At 42.3% G+C, this 15776-nt stretch carries 18 protein-coding genes; 16 read left to right on the top strand and 2 right to left on the bottom strand.

The genetic code is table 11. From position 1 onward, the window contains the following. The first annotated feature begins 3 nt into the window (after window positions 1–3). Together TZ90_RS02125 and TZ90_RS02130 are read left to right on the top strand one after the other, a co-directional pair. Window positions 4–1014, top strand: coding sequence for an ABC transporter substrate-binding protein (locus TZ90_RS02125; RefSeq protein ID WP_045611208.1), 1011 nt, complete (start codon window positions 4–6; stop codon window positions 1012–1014). Continuing rightward, window positions 995–1687, top strand: coding sequence for an alpha/beta hydrolase-fold protein (locus tag TZ90_RS02130; RefSeq protein ID WP_045611209.1), 693 nt, complete (start codon window positions 995–997; stop codon window positions 1685–1687). Before TZ90_RS02125 ends, TZ90_RS02130 begins: the two co-directional genes overlap by 20 nt. A gap of 43 nt (window positions 1688–1730) precedes the next feature. On the opposite strand, the gene TZ90_RS02135 is transcribed toward TZ90_RS02130, so the two are convergent. After that, a complete protein-coding gene (locus TZ90_RS02135) occupies window positions 1731–2480 on the bottom strand; it encodes a lysophospholipid acyltransferase family protein (protein WP_045611210.1) in 750 nt (249 codons plus the stop codon). Window positions 2481–2612: 132 nt separating this feature from the next. On the opposite strand from TZ90_RS02135, the gene TZ90_RS02140 reads away from it, so the two are divergent. The 6 genes from TZ90_RS02140 to TZ90_RS02165 all read left to right on the top strand — a co-directional run bounded on the left by TZ90_RS02140 (window position 2613) and on the right by TZ90_RS02165 (window position 9721). Beyond that, window positions 2613–4949: a cation-translocating P-type ATPase gene (locus TZ90_RS02140; protein ID WP_045612532.1), complete on the top strand. Its 2337-nt coding sequence runs from the start codon at window positions 2613–2615 to the stop codon at window positions 4947–4949. 101 nt (window positions 4950–5050) lie between these two features. Continuing rightward, the gene (locus TZ90_RS02145; RefSeq protein ID WP_045611211.1) at window positions 5051–5728 is read left to right on the top strand and encodes a tRNA (adenine(22)-N(1))-methyltransferase; all 678 of its coding nucleotides are present in this window, start codon (window positions 5051–5053) and stop codon (window positions 5726–5728) included. After that, window positions 5715–6512, top strand: a complete 798-nt coding sequence (locus TZ90_RS02150; protein ID WP_045611212.1) for a Nif3-like dinuclear metal center hexameric protein — start codon at window positions 5715–5717, stop codon at window positions 6510–6512. Before TZ90_RS02145 ends, TZ90_RS02150 begins: the two co-directional genes overlap by 14 nt. A 16-nt stretch (window positions 6513–6528) precedes the next feature. Then, window positions 6529–7632: an NAD(P)/FAD-dependent oxidoreductase gene (locus TZ90_RS02155; protein ID WP_045611213.1), complete on the top strand. Its 1104-nt coding sequence runs from the start codon at window positions 6529–6531 to the stop codon at window positions 7630–7632. 102 nt (window positions 7633–7734) lie between these two features. Then, the gene (galE, locus tag TZ90_RS02160; protein ID WP_045611214.1) at window positions 7735–8754 is read left to right on the top strand and encodes a UDP-glucose 4-epimerase GalE; all 1020 of its coding nucleotides are present in this window, start codon (window positions 7735–7737) and stop codon (window positions 8752–8754) included. A gap of 1 nt (window position 8755) precedes the next feature. After that, window positions 8756–9721, top strand: a complete 966-nt coding sequence (locus tag TZ90_RS02165) for a glycosyltransferase family 2 protein (protein ID WP_045611215.1) — start codon at window positions 8756–8758, stop codon at window positions 9719–9721. 57 nt (window positions 9722–9778) lie between these two features. On the opposite strand, the gene TZ90_RS09845 is transcribed toward TZ90_RS02165, so the two are convergent. Continuing rightward, entirely contained in the window at window positions 9779–9976 is a 198-nt protein-coding gene (locus TZ90_RS09845) for a ferredoxin (RefSeq protein WP_004235080.1), read from the bottom strand. 45 nt (window positions 9977–10021) lie between these two features. Here TZ90_RS09845 and TZ90_RS02170 point away from each other — a divergent pair, with 45 nt between their 5' ends. The 8 genes from TZ90_RS02170 to TZ90_RS02210 all read left to right on the top strand — a co-directional run bounded on the left by TZ90_RS02170 (window position 10022) and on the right by TZ90_RS02210 (window position 15773). After that, complete coding sequence (locus tag TZ90_RS02170; RefSeq protein WP_001040918.1) at window positions 10022–10513, top strand: SAG1386/EF1546 family surface-associated protein; 492 nt, start codon at window positions 10022–10024, stop codon at window positions 10511–10513. Between the two features lie 8 nt (window positions 10514–10521). Then, window positions 10522–11193, top strand: coding sequence for a (d)CMP kinase (gene cmk / locus TZ90_RS02175; protein ID WP_045611216.1), 672 nt, complete (start codon window positions 10522–10524; stop codon window positions 11191–11193). A 130-nt stretch (window positions 11194–11323) separates the two neighbouring features. Continuing rightward, window positions 11324–11662, top strand: a complete 339-nt coding sequence (locus TZ90_RS02180) for a zinc ribbon domain-containing protein YjdM (RefSeq protein WP_045611217.1) — start codon at window positions 11324–11326, stop codon at window positions 11660–11662. Between the two features lie 2 nt (window positions 11663–11664). Next, window positions 11665–12294 carry a Pr6Pr family membrane protein gene (locus TZ90_RS02185; RefSeq protein WP_045611219.1) on the top strand — a complete coding sequence of 210 codons (630 nt, stop codon included), beginning with the start codon at window positions 11665–11667 and terminating at the stop codon, window positions 12292–12294. A 277-nt stretch (window positions 12295–12571) separates the two neighbouring features. After that, complete coding sequence (locus TZ90_RS02195) at window positions 12572–13723, top strand: MFS transporter (protein ID WP_045611221.1); 1152 nt, start codon at window positions 12572–12574, stop codon at window positions 13721–13723. Between the two features lie 98 nt (window positions 13724–13821). Then, complete coding sequence (truA, locus tag TZ90_RS02200) at window positions 13822–14571, top strand: tRNA pseudouridine(38-40) synthase TruA (protein WP_045611222.1); 750 nt, start codon at window positions 13822–13824, stop codon at window positions 14569–14571. Next, window positions 14561–15334, top strand: coding sequence for a bifunctional hydroxymethylpyrimidine kinase/phosphomethylpyrimidine kinase (locus TZ90_RS02205; protein ID WP_045611223.1), 774 nt, complete (start codon window positions 14561–14563; stop codon window positions 15332–15334). The genes truA and TZ90_RS02205 overlap by 11 nt, the downstream gene beginning before the upstream one ends. Continuing rightward, window positions 15312–15773, top strand: a complete 462-nt coding sequence (locus tag TZ90_RS02210; protein ID WP_045611224.1) for an ECF transporter S component — start codon at window positions 15312–15314, stop codon at window positions 15771–15773. The genes TZ90_RS02205 and TZ90_RS02210 overlap by 23 nt, the downstream gene beginning before the upstream one ends. Window positions 15774–15776 lie beyond the last annotated feature (3 nt).

The following is a 15776-nucleotide window of genomic DNA, read 5'->3' on the forward strand; positions in this document are numbered from 1 at the left end:
AATATGAAAAAAACACTAAGCATTTTACTCGTAACAGTAGCTACCTTAACTTTGGCAGCTTGTGGCAATACTACTACAGAAAAAGCTACCACACAACCTAGCACAGAAACAAGTCAAAAGGCTAAAGCAGAGACGACTTATCCACTAACGGTCAAAACCTATGACGCGAAAGGGAATGAAGTCGAACAAGTTTTTGACAAGGCACCTGAAAAAGTTATTACAAACAATCTTTCAACCACTGAAATCTTATTGGAGTTAGGGTTGAAGGATAAAATTGCTGGCATGCTTAATCCTGATAATGCTGTGACGGACAAATACAAGGACGCGATCGCGACGATTCCTCAAATTGGAGATAAAAAAACAGTCTCACAAGAAACAGTTCTTTCTTATGAGCCAGACGCTGTGATGGGGCGAAACATGATGTTTTCTGAAAAATCCTTGGGGACAGTTAGCACTTGGAATGAAAACAAAATCCCAGTTTATACTCAAAAAGCTTCTCTCTCAACAATTCAGCAAGATTTGGGGAATATCGTAGAAGATGTCAAAAATCTTGGAATGATTTTTAATGTTCAGGAAAAATCCAATGAATACGCAGCCCAATTACAAACTAAAATTGACGCTGTTAAGAAAGCAAATCCAGCAAGCCAAGGTGAAAAGAAAAAGGCTTTGATTATGGTTGCTTATAATGATCAAACCTTCGGTGCCTACAAGTCTGCTTTGCAAGAAAGTTTGTTGAACCAACTTGGTTATACAAACGTTGCTACGGGGACATCAGGCTTGACCTTGGAAAATCTCGTGTCAATGGATCCTGAATTGATTATCTATGTAACCAGCGATCGTAATAAAAAATTGGATGAAAAAGCAGTAGAGTTGATGAAGGCAAATGCTGTTTTGGAAAGCGTTCCTGCTATTAAGAATCAAAAAATCATGACCATCTCTTACGATGAATTGATGGACTATGGTCCATCAGTGATTGATTCCCTTGAGAAAATCAATGACTTTATCAATAAATAATGAGTTTGATTGGGAAGGAATTCAAGTCAAAATCAGCCTTCCCTCTAACTACGACCCCAATCAAACCTATCCGGCTATTTTATTGAATGATGGAAACTTGGATTTCCTATCGTCCCTTTCCGAATCTGTGATTTTAGTGGGCTTGACCTCTAAAAATCGCTTAGACGACTACACTCCCTGGGCGACATCAGCTCTGAGAGATGGAGCTCCAGATTTTGGAGGTCAGGCCAACGCCTATCATGATCATTTATTTGGAGGTCTTTTAGACAAGTTGCAGTCGCTTTATCGCCTGGACGAAACTCGCCTTGCTTATGGAGGCTACTCACTAGGTGGTTTGGCGGCAGTCTACAGTCTTTTCAGCTTTGACAAGGTTTCCTGTGTCTTTTCGATCTGCGGTTCCTTTTGGTATCCTGATTTTGTGACTTACTGCAAGGCAGAGACAGTGAAAAATCTAGACTGTTTGCTGTATTTACAGAATGGTCAAACAGAAGGAGCCAATCATAGTAATCGCTTGGCTCAAGCACCAGCCTATGCTGAACAGATCCATACCAGTCTTCAGAAATGCTATCCGAACGGCCAGTTTGTCTTTGATCCTCATGGACACCATGAACAAGTAGTTGAACGATTCCTAGCTTTTTCCAGCTGGTTAGCCCAAAAATGGAAAATCGAATAAAAGATTTATCCCTTGGCTTTTGCCAAGGGATTGTTGTATTTGTTTAACCAAGGTTTTCTCTTTTTTTATCTGGATTCCATACGAAGCTCGCGATAAAGCTAAAGATGATGGTTAGGATAGCGAGGATAATGGCAAGGATGAGAGCAGGGATGCGGATAAACCACCAGAGTGGGTTTGGTTTTTTATCATTGTGCCATTGTTTCGTTTCTTGGTCCAAACGTTGAAATTCTGTTTGGATACGATTGGCGACTGTTTCAATGCCTTCATCATTCATTTTCTTGATATCTGAGATATCGATTGGATTTCCAAAGTTCATATCGACACGTTCACGGCTAACTAAGCCCTTCAAAGTCATGGGACCTGTGTAGGTAACCGGCATGATACGGACCTTGGCCATTTTGGCAATCAAGGCTACGCCACCCTTGACATCGTTTGAGTGACGGCTCCCACTTGGAAACATGATGAGAGAGCGATCACTTTTTTTGAGAACATTGATAGGGTATTTGATGGCAGAAGCGCTAGGATTTTCACGGTCGATAGGAAAGGCACCACACATACGAATCCACCAGCCAAAGATACGGTTGGTAAAGAGCTCTTTTTTGGCCATAAAGATAAATTGTTTTGGCTTGGTCGCAAAGGCCATGTAAACAGGATCCCACCAGGTACGGTGAGGTGCAACCAAAATATAATTTTCATCTTGATTAGGAATTTTATCAGTATTATGATAGTGGGCATTGCCATTGATGGACCATAGGAGCAAGACAACCAATCCACGTAAATAAGTATAAAACATGCGATCTCCTTCGATTATTTTCTTGTTATTATTATACCTTATCAAAGGAGGGCTGGCAAACTTTTCCCTTGACTAGGTGCATATTTGGGATGAGATTAGAATTCTTTTAGAAAAAATGATATGATAGAATTCATGGATAAAAATAAGATTATGGGATTAACCCAAAGAGAAGTCGAGGAAAGACAGGCTAAGGGCTTGGTCAATGATTTTACTGCTTCGGCCAGTACCAGTACCTGGCAAATCATCAAACGAAATGTCTTTACCCTTTTTAACGCTTTGAACTTTGCCATTGCTTTGGCACTAGCCTTTGTGCAGGCTTGGAGCAATCTGGTCTTCTTTGCCGTTATCTGTTTTAACGCTTTTTCTGGAATTGTGACCGAGCTGCGAGCTAAACACATGGTGGATAAGCTCAATCTCATGACCAAGGAAAAGGTCAAAACGATTCGTGATGGCCAAGAAGTGGCTCTGAATCCTGAAGAATTGGTGTTAGGAGATGTCATTCGTCTGTCTGCTGGAGAGCAGATTCCCAGTGATGCCTTGGTTTTGGAAGGTTTTGCGGAAGTCAATGAAGCCATGTTGACGGGGGAAAGTGATTTGGTGCAAAAGGAAGTGGATGCCTTGCTTTTGTCAGGAAGTTTTTTAGCCAGTGGGGCAGTTTTAGCTCAAGTTCACCATGTAGGTGCAGACAACTATGCTGCCAAACTCATGCTGGAAGCCAAGACCGTTAAACCAATCAACTCTCGTATCATGAAATCGTTGGACAGGCTAGCTGGTTTTACTGGGAAGATTATCATTCCTTTTGGTCTGGCTCTCTTGCTAGAAGCCTTGCTTTTAAAAGGCTTGCCTCTTAAGTCGTCCGTTGTAAACTCGTCGACAGCCCTTTTGGGGATGTTGCCTAAGGGAATTGCCCTTTTGACCATTACTTCGCTCTTGACAGCAGTGATCAAGCTGGGCTTGAAAAAGGTCTTGGTGCAGGAGATGTACTCTGTTGAGACCTTGGCACGCGTGGATATGCTCTGTTTGGATAAGACGGGCACCATCACCCAAGGAAAGATGCAGGTGGAGGCTGTTCTTCCGCTGACGGCAACTTACGGTGAAGAGGCTATTGCCAGCATCCTGACAAGCTATATGGCCTATAGTGAGGATAAGAATCCAACTGCCCAAGCTATTCGCCAGCGATTCCAAGGCCAAGTAGCCTATCCTATGATTTCCAATCTTCCCTTCTCTAGCGATCGCAAGTGGGGAGCCATGGAGTTAGAAGGTTTGGGAACAGTTTTCTTAGGTGCCCCTGAGATGTTGCTGGACTCTGAAGTCCCTGAAGCCAGGGAGGCCTTGGAGAGAGGGTCACGTGTCTTAGTTTTAGCTCTCAGTCAGGAGAAATTAGACCATCACAAGCCACAGAAACCATCTGATATTCAGGCTCTAGCCTTGCTGGAAATCTTGGACCCGATTCGGGAGGGAGCAGCAGAGACGCTGGACTATCTCCGTTCTCAGGAAGTGGGGCTCAAGATTATCTCTGGTGACAATCCAGTTACGGTATCCAGCATTGCCCAGAAGGCTGGTTTTGCGGACTACCACAGCTATGTCGATTGCTCGAAAATTACGGATGAGGAATTGGTTGCTATGGCGGAGGAGACTGCGATTTTCGGACGTGTTTCCCCTCATCAAAAGAAACTCATTATCCAAACGCTGAAAAAAGCAGGGCATACAACAGCTATGACAGGGGACGGTGTTAATGATATCTTGGCTCTTCGTGAGGCAGATTGTTCCATCGTGATGGCTGAGGGAGACCCGGCAACACGGCAGATTGCCAATTTGGTTCTCTTGAACTCAGACTTTAATGATGTTCCTGAGATTCTCTTTGAAGGTCGTCGTGTGGTCAATAACATTGCCCATATCGCCCCGATTTTCTTGATAAAGACCATCTATTCATTCCTATTAGCGGTCATCTGTATTGCCAGTGCTTTACTAGGTCGGTCTGAGTGGATCTTGATTTTCCCCTTCATTCCAATCCAGATTACCATGATTGACCAGTTCGTGGAAGGTTTCCCACCATTCGTTCTGACTTTTGAGCGAAATATCAAACCTGTTGAGCCAAATTTCCTCAGAAGATCCATGCTTCGTGCTCTACCAAGCGCTCTCATGGTCGTCTTCAGCGTCCTGTTTGTGAAAATTTTTGGAAGTAGTCAAGGTTGGTCTGAGTTAGAAATCTCAACCCTCCTCTATTACTTACTTGGGTCTATCGGTTTCTTATCCGTATTTAGAGCCTGCATGCCATTTACCCTTTGGCGTGTCCTCTTGATTGTCTGGTCAGTAGGAGGCTTCCTAGCTACAGCTCTCTTTCCAAGAATTCAAAAACTACTTGAAATTTTGACCTTGACAGGACAAACATTGCCTGTCTATGGTGTCATGATGTTGGTCTTTACCGTGATTTTCATCTTGACCAGTCGTTATCAATCGAAAAAATAAAGAAAGACTGCAATCTGTGGATTGCGGTCTTTTTAGGTACAAGATTGCTAGCTGAAATATGGTATAATAAGAGGTAAAAGAGTTTTGGAAAGTGAGAGAAGATGATTTCAAAGAGATTAGAATTGGTGGCTTCCTTTGTGCCACAGGGAGCCATTTTACTCGATGTGGGGAGTGACCATGCTTATTTGCCTATCGAGTTAGTCGAAAGAGGACAAATCAAAAGTGCCATTGCAGGTGAGGTTGTGGAAGGTCCCTACCAATCTGCAGTCAAAAATGTTGAGGCTCACGGCCTAAAGGAGAAAATCCAGGTTCGTTTAGCCAATGGCTTGGCAGCTTTTGAAGAGGCAGATCAGGTATCGGTCATCACTATTGCTGGCATGGGCGGCCGTTTGATTGCTAGGATTTTAGAAGAAGGCTTGGACAAGTTAGCTAATGTAGAACGATTTATCCTCCAGCCCAATAATCGTGAAGACGACTTGCGTATCTGGCTACAAGAGAACGGATTTCAGATCGTAGCTGAAAGCATCTTAGAAGAAGCTGGCAAGTTTTATGAAATTCTAGTTGTGGAAGCTGGACAAATGAAGTTATCAGCCAGTGATGTTCGCTTTGGACCTTTCTTGTCCAAAGAAGTCAGCCCAGTCTTTGTCCAAAAATGGCAAAAAGAAGCTGCTAAGCTAGAGTTTGCCCTTGGACAAATCCCTGAAAAAAATTTGGAAGAACGTCAAGTTCTAGTAGATAAAATTCAAGCCATCAAGGAGGTTCTCCATGTTAGCAAGTGAAGTGATTAATGCGTATGAAGCCTTTTGCCCTCAGGAATTTTCCATGGAGGGAGACAGTCGTGGTCTGCAAATTGGTACTTTGGACAAGGATATCCAAAGGGTCATGGTGGCTCTGGATATTCGTGAAGAGACGGTGGCAGAGGCCATTGAAAAGGGTGTGGACTTGATTATTGTCAAGCACGCGCCGATTTTCCGTCCCATCAAGGATTTGGTAGCCAACCGTCCACAAAATCAGATTTACATTGATCTCATCAAGCATGACATCGCAGTTTATGTCAGCCATAGCAATATTGACATCGTTGAAAATGGCCTTAATGACTGGTTCTGTCAGATGCTAGGTATCGAGGAAACGACTTATCTGCAGGAAACAGGCCCTGAACGTGGGATTGGACGTATTGGAAATATTCAGCCTCAGACCTTTGGAGAATTAGCCCAACATGTCAAGAAAGTCTTTGGTTTAGATAGTCTTCGATTGGTGCATTATCAAGAGACTGATATACAGAAGCCTATTTCAAGAGTGGCCATCTGTGGTGGGAGCGGGCAGTCTTTCTATAAGGATGCTTTAGCTAAAGGAGCGGATGTCTATATCACTGGTGATATTTACTACCACACTGCTCAGGATATGTTGTCTGATGGCTTGTTGGCATTGGACCCAGGTCACTATATTGAAGTGCTTTTTGTGGAAAAAATCGCAGCACTCCTTAGTCAATGGAAAGAGGAAAAAGACTGGGATATTGATATTTTGCCTAGTGAAGCATCGACCAATCCTTTCCACCATATCTAGTTAGAAAGTGAAAACAATGAAAAAAGTTGCTATTATCGGAGCAGGAATTGTGGGAGCAACAGCTGCCTACTACCTCTCGAAAGAAAGTGACATAGAGGTGACCGTCTTTGACCATGGACAAGGTCAGGCTACCAAGGCCGCAGCAGGAATTATCAGTCCTTGGTTTTCCAAACGCCGCAATAAGGCCTGGTATAAAATGGCGCGCTTGGGGGCTGACTTTTATGTGGATTTATTAGCTGATTTAGAGAAGTCAGGGCAAGAAATCGACTTTTACCAGCGTTCGGGAGTCTTTCTCCTGAAAAAGGATGAAACTAAGTTGGAAGAACTTTATCAACTAGCCCACCAGCGCAGAGAAGAATCTCCCTTGATAGGGCAATTAGCCATTCTGGACCAAGCATCAGCTAATGAATTATTCCCTGGTTTGCAGGGATTTGACCACCTGCTCTATGCTTCTGGTGGAGCGAGAGTAGATGGTCAACTCTTAGTGACTCGTTTGCTAGAAGCTAGTCAGGTCAAGCTGATCAAAGAAAAAGTGACTCTGACACCTTTAGCATCAGGTTACCAGATTGGCGAAGAGGTGTTTGATCAGGTTATTTTGGCGACGGGAGCTTGGTTGGGACACTTGTTAGAGCCTTTAGGTTATGAAGTAGATGTTCGTCCCCAAAAGGGGCAACTCCGAGATTATCAACTTGCCCAAGACATGGAAGCTTATCCTGTGGTTATGCCAGAAGGGGAGTGGGATTTGATTCCTTTTGCGGGTGGGAAATTGTCCCTAGGCGCTACTCATGAAAATGACATGGGATTTGATTTGACGGTAGATGAAACCTTACTCCAACAAATGGAGGGGGCAGCCTTGCCTCACTATCCAGTTTTAGCTAGAGCGACTTCAAGAGCTGAGCGTGTGGGAATCCGTGCCTATACCAGTGATTTCTCTCCCTTCTTTGGAGAGGTTCCAGAATTGTCAGGTGTCTATGCAGCCAGTGGACTAGGTTCATCAGGCCTCACAACGGGTCCTATCATTGGTTACCACCTAGCACAACTGGTCCAAAGCAGGGAATTGACCTTGGACCCAGCAAACTACCCAATTGAAAACTATGTCAAACGACTAAAAATCGAATAAATATTTTACTGAAATTTTAGCTTAGCTTCTAGGATGGCAAATGACATTCCCTATCAAAAATGGTAAAATAAGAAAAAATAATCCGAGAATCGAGGAAAGAAGATGCAAGAAAAGATTTTAGTAACGGGTGGAGCAGGTTTTATCGGAACCCACACAGTTATTGAGTTAATCCAAGCAGGTCATCAGGTTGTTGTGGTGGATAACCTTGTTAATAGTAACAGAAAAAGTTTAGAAGTTGTTGAGAGAATTACAGGAGTTGAAGTGCCTTTCTATGAGGCAGATATCCGTGATACAGATACTCTTCGTGACATTTTCAAACAAGAAGAACCAACAGGGGTCATTCACTTTGCTGGCTTGAAGGCTGTAGGTGAATCTACCCGTATTCCTCTTGCCTACTATGACAACAATATAGCTGGGACTGTTAGCCTTTTGAAAGCTATGGAAGAAAACAACTGTAAGAACATCATCTTCAGTTCTTCTGCGACAGTTTACGGAGATCCTCATACAGTGCCCATCTTGGAAGATTTCCCACTTTCAGTAACCAATCCATACGGTCGTACTAAACTCATGTTAGAGGAAATTTTGACGGATATCTACAAGGCAGACTCAGAATGGAATGTGGTCTTGCTTCGTTACTTTAACCCAATCGGAGCCCATGAGAGTGGAGATTTGGGAGAAAATCCAAACGGTATTCCAAACAATCTCTTGCCATATGTGACTCAAGTAGCCGTTGGAAAATTAGAGCAAGTGCAAGTGTTTGGAGACGATTACGATACGGAAGACGGAACTGGTGTTCGTGACTATATTCACGTTGTCGATTTGGCTAAAGGTCACGTCGCAGCTCTACAAAAAATCCAAAAAGGTTCAGGCCTAAACGTTTATAACCTTGGAACAGGTAAAGGCTACTCAGTTCTTGAAATTATCCAAAACATGGAAAAAGCAGTCGGACGTCCAATTCCTTACCGCATCGTAGACCGTCGCCCAGGTGATATTGCAGCCTGCTATTCAGATCCTGCAAAAGCCAAAGCAGAACTCGGCTGGGAAGCAGAACTCGGCATCACCCAAATGTGTGAAGACGCATGGCGTTGGCAAAGTAAGCATCCAAATGGATTTGAAGACTAAGATGGTGATGTCAATCATTGTCCCCTGTTTAAACGAAGAGGAAGTACTTCCTCTTTTTTATCAGGCTTTGGAAGCTTTACTTCCAGATTTGGAAACAGAAATCGAGTATGTCTTTATCGACGATGGATCAAGTGATGGAACCTTGGAACTCTTAAAGACCTATCGGGAGCAAAATCCGGCAGTTCATTATCTTTCTTTCTCACGAAATTTTGGCAAAGAAGCAGCCCTCTATGCAGGCTTACAATATGCGACAGGAGATCTAGTGGTGGTGATGGATGCAGATCTCCAGGATCCTCCTAGTATGTTGCTTGAGATGAAAAACTTACTAGACCAAAATGCAGATTTGGACTGCGTAGGAACACGGAGAACCAGTCGGGAGGGAGAACCCTTCTTTCGTAGTTTCTGTGCTGATATCTTTTACCGCCTTATGAAAAAAATTAGCCCAGTAGTCTTGCCCTCAGGTGTCCGTGATTTTCGCATGATGAGACGGTCTGTAGTCGATGCTATTTTAAGCTTGACCGAGTCCAATCGTTTTTCAAAGGGGCTCTTTGCCTGGGTGGGTTTTAAAACCCACTATCTGGACTATCCAAATGTCGAAAGGCAGGCTGGCAAGACCAGTTGGAGTTTTAGGCAACTCTTTTTTTACTCCATTGAAGGGATTGTTAATTTTTCAGATTTTCCCTTGATTATAGCCTTTGCAGCTGGTCTCCTATCTTGTTTTATTTCTCTGCTTATGACCTTTTTTGTTGTGGTTCGGACCCTCATTTTGGGTAATCCGACATCAGGTTGGACGTCTCTGATGGCTGTTATTCTCTTTCTTGGTGGGATTCAACTCTTGACCATTGGGATTCTCGGCAAGTATATCAGTAAGATTTATCTAGAGACTAAAAAAAGACCACTTTATCTCATCAAAGAAAAAAGTAATCTTCCTGATTTTACAGAAAAAAATAAAGAGAAAAGACTATAATTTTACATGGAAATATGCTAAACTAGAAGGAGTGGAACGTTCCTGTCGATGTTAGAGTTAATCTTTAATCAAGGCACGTGTCGGACAGTTTCTAACAGCCTCTACGACGTCCTGACTAGGAGAGATTTCTTTTTCTAGTTGGTCAGGGTCATCGTAAAAACGCACGATTCCATTATCGTGGTAATCAAATAATTCAGAATAAGTTTGGCAAAGCCCACAGGCGATGCAACGTTCAGGTATAAGTGTGATTTTCATATTTATATTGTAATAAGAAAAGTAAAAAAAAACAAGGAGTAAGGTATGGCAAAAGAACCGTGGCAAGAAGATATTTATGAGAATCAAGAAGAAACAAGATCAGAACGTCGTAAGAGAGAACAAGGTGGAGGAGTGCTGGCTAATCGTATCTTGACTATTTTAGCAAGTATTTTCTTTGTGATTGTAGTCGTGATGATTATTGTTCTGATTTATCTTTCGTCTGGTGGGAGTAATCGCACAGCAGCCTTGAAAGATTTTCACGATTCAGATACAAAAGTAGAGCAAGTTTCTTCTACTTCTAGTAGTAGTTCAGAGCAGGCATCTTCTAGTTCAGAGGAGAAGGTAGAAGAGTCATCTAGTAGCTCAGAACATCCAAATGATCCAGAAGGAACTACAAAAGTTATGGCTGGAGAAGGAGAAGCAGCCATTGCCGCTCGTGCAGGAATCTCGATTGCTCAGTTAGAGGCTTTGAATCCTGGGCATATGGCTACAGGATCTTGGTTTGCTAATCCAGGTGATGTTGTCAAAATCAAATAGGAGTTGATATGAAAACAATTCAAATTGCTATTGACGGTCCTGCTTCAAGTGGCAAGAGTACGGTCGCAAAGATTATTGCCAAGGATTTTGGATTCACCTACCTAGATACAGGTGCTATGTATCGTGCAGCGACCTACATGGCTCTCAAGAACCAATTAGAAGTTGAACAAGTTGAAGAACTCTTAGACTTATTGGACCAGCATCCAATCAGTTTCGGGCGCTCAGAAACTGGAGAACAGCTTGTCTTTGTAGGAGATGTGGATATTACCCATCCTATCCGTGAAAATGAAGTGACTAATCATGTTTCTGCCATCGCAGCAATTCCTGAAGTGCGTGAGAAACTAGTTTCTCTCCAACAAGAGATTGCCCAGCAAGGCGGTATTGTCATGGATGGTCGCGATATTGGGACTGTTGTATTGCCACAAGCAGAATTGAAAATTTTTCTAGTAGCTTCTGTCGATGAAAGAGCAGAGCGTCGTTACAAGGAAAATATTGCCAAGGGAATTGAAACAGACCTTGAAACCCTAAAAGAGGAAATTGCTGCGCGTGACTACAAGGATAGTCATCGTGAGACTTCGCCTCTAAAACAAGCAGAGGACGCTGTCTACCTTGATACAACTGGCTTGAACATTCAGGAAGTAGTTGAAAAAATCAAAGCAGAAGCTAAAAAAAGAATGTAGATGTAGAGAAGCCGATAGATTGATATCGGTTTTTTTCTAAATTTGTCAAAATGCTGATTTTAAGGTATAATAGTTGCTGTTCGAGAAATTTTGATTTTCAAAGAATAGTGAATGATTATAAGGAGAAACCATGAACAACCTACCAAATTGCCCAAAATGTAACTCAGAGTATGTCTACGAAGACGGTGCCCTACTGGTTTGCCCAGAGTGTGCTCATGAGTGGAATCCTGCTGAAGTTGCAGATGTAGAAGAGGGTCTTGTTGCTGTCGATGCCAACGGAAATAAATTGGCTGACGGTGATACAGTCACTCTAATCAAGGACTTGAAAGTAAAAGGTGCGCCAAAAGATTTGAAACAAGGGACGCGCGTGAAAAATATCCGCATCGTAGAAGGCGATCACAATATCGACTGTAAAATTGATGGCTTTGGTGCCATGAAACTCAAATCAGAGTTTGTGAAGAAAATTTAAGTATGTCAAAACACTATAAACTTGTATTTTATAGCCGTATCTTCTTGTTTCTAGCGGCTTTTACGGGAGTTTATCTTGAAATTACCAAGCATGGTGGATTTGGGATGCTGCTCTATTATACGGTTCTGTCCAACCTTTTAGTAGCGATTTTTACGCTCTATCTCCTAAAGGTTATGAGCCGTTTAGGTGAAAACTGGCAAAGGCCAAGCCTCTTGCGTTTAAAAGGTGGGGTCACCATGAGTATCATGATTACCTGTGTGATTTACCATTTCCTCTTAGCGCCTATTGCGACTAATTTCTATACTCTAGAAAATTTCCTTTGCCACTATATCGTTCCGCTTTGGTTTTTAGCGGATACCCTCTTTTTTGACAAACAGGGTCAATACAAAATCTGGGATCCAGTTGTGTGGACGATTTTACCCTTGCTTTATATGATTTTTGCTCTTTTTAATGGCTTGGTACTGAAACTAGACATTCCTAATTCTAAGGTCAGTCCCTTCCCTTACTTCTTTTTGAATGTGAACAAGGGTTGGGATGTCGTGTTCAAGTGGTGTCTGATTATCTTTGTTGCCTATATGGTGGCAGGATTTATCTTCTACTTTATCAAGAAAATCAAGAGAAAGTCATCCTAATACTCTTCGAAAATCTCTTCAAACCACGTCAACGTCGCCTTGCCGTATATATGTTACCGACTTCGTCAGTTCTATCTACAACCTCAAAGCAGTGCTTTGAGCAACCTGCGGCTAGCTTCCTAGTTTGCTCTTTGATTTTCATTGAGTATAAGACACAAGGGATTCATTTTCGAGTTTAAGAAGGAGTCTATACACCAAAGAGGCTTCTTCTTTTCTTGCTTGTTTGATAACTATCAAAAGAGACAGAAGATTAAGAGAAAATATAGAAAGAGATTTCATGAAACAATTTTTAGAACGGGCCAGTATTTTGGCTCTCTCCCTCGTTTTGATTACATCCTTTTCCATCTCGAGTGCCCTGCCAGCTATGTTTGACTATTATCAAGGTTATCCTAAGGAACAAATTGAGCTCTTAGCGAGCTTGCCTTCCTTTGGAATCATGATTATGTTATTACTAAATGGTTTCTTAGAAAAAATATTTCCTGAGCGATTACAGATTAGTTTAGGATTGTTGATTTTATCACTGAGTGGAACAGCACCCTTTTGGTATCAAGCCTATCCCTTTGTCTTTGGAACACGGATTCTTTTTGGTTTGGGTGTTGGGATGATTAATGCTAAGGCAATTTCTATTATCAGTGAACGCTATCAAGGAAAAACGCGAATTCAGATGTTAGGGCTACGCGGTTCTGCAGAGGTCGTTGGGGCTTCTCTCATTACCTTGGCAGTCGGCCAATTGTTGGCCTTCGGTTGGACAGCTACTTTCTTAGCTTATAGTGCTGGATTTTTGGTGCTGACCCTTTATTTGCTCTTTGTCTCTTATGGAAAAGAAAAGAAAGAAGTCAAGAAAAAAAGGAAGGAAGCAAGTCGCTTAACTCGGGAAATGAAGGGCTTGATTTTTATCTTAGCTATTGAAGCGGCAGTTGTAGTTTGTACCAATACGGCTATTACTATTCGTATTCCAAGCTTGATGGTGGAAAGAGGACTGGGAGATGCCCAGTTATCTAGTTTTGTTCTTAGTGTTATGCAGTTGATCGGGATTGTGGCTGGTGTGAGTTTTTCTTTTTTGATTTCTATCTTTAAGGAAAAATTGCTCCTCTGGTCTGGTATTACCTTCGGCTTAGGGCAAATTGTGATTGCTTTATCTCCATCCTTATGGGTGGTAGTGGCAGGGAGTATTCTAGCTGGTTTTGCCTACAGTGTAGCCTTGACGACGGTCTTTCAACTGGTCTCTGAAAGAATTCCAGCTAAACTCCTCAATCAAGCAACTTCATTTGCAGTTTTAGGCTGTAGTTTCGGAGCCTTTACGACTCCATTCGTTCTAGGTGCAATTGGCTTACTAACTCACAATGGCATGTTGGTCTTTGCTATCTTAGGATCTTGGTTAATTGTAACCTCTATCTTTATCATGTACCTACTTCAAAAGAGAGCTTAGGATTGGTTTCCTAAGTTTTTCTTTTGAGATTTTTGTACCCAGACACTATTTGATTTAGGACCTTGTTTACAGACTAATTTCTTGATAGAATAGAAATTATGACGAGATATAAAGCAACTATTTCCTATGATGGTTACGCCTTTGCTGGTTTTCAGCGCCAGCCTCATGCGCGTAGCGTTCAGGAAGAAATTGAAAAAACCTTGACCAAGTTAAATAAAAGACAAGCCATTACTGTTCACGGTGCTGGTAGGACAGATAGTGGGGTTCATGCTTTGGGACAGGTGATTCATTTTGACCTACCTTATCAGATGGATGAGGAGAAGCTCCGTTTTGCTTTGGACACCCAGTCTCCTGAAGATATTGATGTGATTTCAATTGAACTTGTGGCGGATGATTTTCATTGCCGTTATGCTAAGCATAGCAAGACCTATGAGTTTATTGTGGATAGAGGACGTCCCAAAAATCCTATGCGCCGTCACTATGCCACTCACTTTCCCTATCCACTCGATGTGGGACGGATGCAGGAGGCTATCAAAAAGCTTGAGGGAACCCATGATTTTACAGGTTTTACAGCCTCTGGGACTAGTGTAGAGGATAAGGTTCGCACCATCACAGAAGCTAGTTTAACAGTTGATGAGACAGGTCAGTTTTTGACCTTTACCTTTTCAGGAAATGGTTTCTTGTATAAGCAGATTCGCAATATGGTGGGGACACTGCTCAAAATTGGAAATAATCGTATGCCAGTGGAGCAGATTGGCCTCATCTTGGAGAAAAAGGACAGGCAACTTGCAGGTCCCACTGCAGCACCTAATGGTTTGTATTTAAAGGAGATTCGTTATGAAGAATAATCGTATTTTAGCACTTTCAGGAAATGATATTTTTAGTGGTGGTGGATTGTCCGCTGATTTGGCTACCTATACCTTGAACGGCTTGCATGGTTTTGTAGCAGTGACTTGTTTGACAGCCTTGACAGAAAAAGGATTTGAAGTCTTTCCAACTGACGATACCATTTTTCAACATGAATTAGATAGCTTGCGTGATGTGGAGTTTGGGGGAATTAAGATTGGTCTTCTTCCAACTGTCAGCGTAGCTGAGAAGGCATTGGACTTTATCAAACAACGCCCAGGAGTGCCTGTGGTTCTGGATCCTGTCTTGGTCTGCAAGGAAACACACGACGTAGCTGTAAGTGAACTCTGCCAAGAGTTGATTCGCTTTTTCCCTTATGTCAGTGTGATTACTCCTAATCTTCCTGAAGCAGAATTATTAGCTGATCAGGAAATTAAAAGCTTGGAAGACATGAAAACTGCAGCACAGAAATTACATGACTTAGGAGCGCCAGCAGTCATTATCAAGGGAGGCAATCGCCTTAGTCAAGACAAGGCTGTAGATGTCTTTTATGATGGACAAAACTTTACAGTCCTAGAAAATCCAGTTATCCAAGGGCAAAATGCTGGTGCAGGTTGTACCTTTGCCTCCAGCATTTCCAGTCACTTGGTTAAAGGTTATGAACTTTTAGCAGCAGTAGAAAGCTCTAAAGCTTTCGTTTACCGTGCCATTGCACAAGCAGATCAGTATGGAGTAAGACAATATGAAGCAAACCAAAACAACTAAAATTGCCCTTGTATCCCTATTAACCGCCCTTTCTGTGGTTCTAGGCTATTTCTTAAAAATTCCAACACCGACAGGAATTCTAACTCTTTTAGATGCGGGTGCCTTCTTTACGGCCTTTTACTTTGGTAGTCGCGAAGGGGCTGTAGTCGGAGGATTAGCAGGTTTCTTGATTGACCTCTTATCAGGCTATCCTCAGTGGATGTTCTTTAGCTTGGTCAACCATGGCTTGCAGGGATTTTTCGCAGGATTTAAAGGAAAAACTCAGTGGTTAGGCCTTATCTTAGCAACGATTGCCATGGTAGGGGGTTACGCCTTGGGTTCTACATTGATGAATGGCTGGGCAGCAGCCCTACCAGAAATCCTACCGAATTTCATGCAAAATATGGTAGGGATGATTGTAGGATTTATTCTTAGTCAAAGTATCAAGAAGATTAAGTAAAGA

It is taken from the genome of Streptococcus mitis, assembly GCF_000960005.1.
In the GTDB taxonomy this organism is placed as follows: domain Bacteria; phylum Bacillota; class Bacilli; order Lactobacillales; family Streptococcaceae; genus Streptococcus; species Streptococcus mitis_CK.

Coding starts and splice junctions, on each gene's coding strand:
- TZ90_RS02165 (WP_045611215.1), top strand. CDS start 8,756: ATGGTGATGTCAATCATTGTCCCCTGTTTAAACGAAGAGGAAGTACTT.
- TZ90_RS02150 (WP_045611212.1), top strand. CDS start 5,715: ATGTTAGCAAGTGAAGTGATTAATGCGTATGAAGCCTTTTGCCCTCAG.
- galE (WP_045611214.1), top strand. CDS start 7,735: ATGCAAGAAAAGATTTTAGTAACGGGTGGAGCAGGTTTTATCGGAACC.
- TZ90_RS02145 (WP_045611211.1), top strand. CDS start 5,051: ATGATTTCAAAGAGATTAGAATTGGTGGCTTCCTTTGTGCCACAGGGA.
- TZ90_RS02185 (WP_045611219.1), top strand. CDS start 11,665: ATGTCAAAACACTATAAACTTGTATTTTATAGCCGTATCTTCTTGTTT.
- TZ90_RS02205 (WP_045611223.1), top strand. CDS start 14,561: ATGAAGAATAATCGTATTTTAGCACTTTCAGGAAATGATATTTTTAGT.
- TZ90_RS02195 (WP_045611221.1), top strand. CDS start 12,572: ATGAAACAATTTTTAGAACGGGCCAGTATTTTGGCTCTCTCCCTCGTT.
- TZ90_RS02140 (WP_045612532.1), top strand. CDS start 2,613: ATGGATAAAAATAAGATTATGGGATTAACCCAAAGAGAAGTCGAGGAA.
- TZ90_RS02125 (WP_045611208.1), top strand. CDS start 4: ATGAAAAAAACACTAAGCATTTTACTCGTAACAGTAGCTACCTTAACT.
- TZ90_RS02180 (WP_045611217.1), top strand. CDS start 11,324: ATGAACAACCTACCAAATTGCCCAAAATGTAACTCAGAGTATGTCTAC.
- cmk (WP_045611216.1), top strand. CDS start 10,522: ATGAAAACAATTCAAATTGCTATTGACGGTCCTGCTTCAAGTGGCAAG.
- TZ90_RS02210 (WP_045611224.1), top strand. CDS start 15,312: ATGAAGCAAACCAAAACAACTAAAATTGCCCTTGTATCCCTATTAACC.
- truA (WP_045611222.1), top strand. CDS start 13,822: ATGACGAGATATAAAGCAACTATTTCCTATGATGGTTACGCCTTTGCT.
- TZ90_RS02155 (WP_045611213.1), top strand. CDS start 6,529: ATGAAAAAAGTTGCTATTATCGGAGCAGGAATTGTGGGAGCAACAGCT.
- TZ90_RS09845 (WP_004235080.1), bottom strand. CDS start 9,976: ATGAAAATCACACTTATACCTGAACGTTGCATCGCCTGTGGGCTTTGC.
- TZ90_RS02135 (WP_045611210.1), bottom strand. CDS start 2,480: ATGTTTTATACTTATTTACGTGGATTGGTTGTCTTGCTCCTATGGTCC.
- TZ90_RS02130 (WP_045611209.1), top strand. CDS start 995: ATGACTTTATCAATAAATAATGAGTTTGATTGGGAAGGAATTCAAGTC.
- TZ90_RS02170 (WP_001040918.1), top strand. CDS start 10,022: ATGGCAAAAGAACCGTGGCAAGAAGATATTTATGAGAATCAAGAAGAA.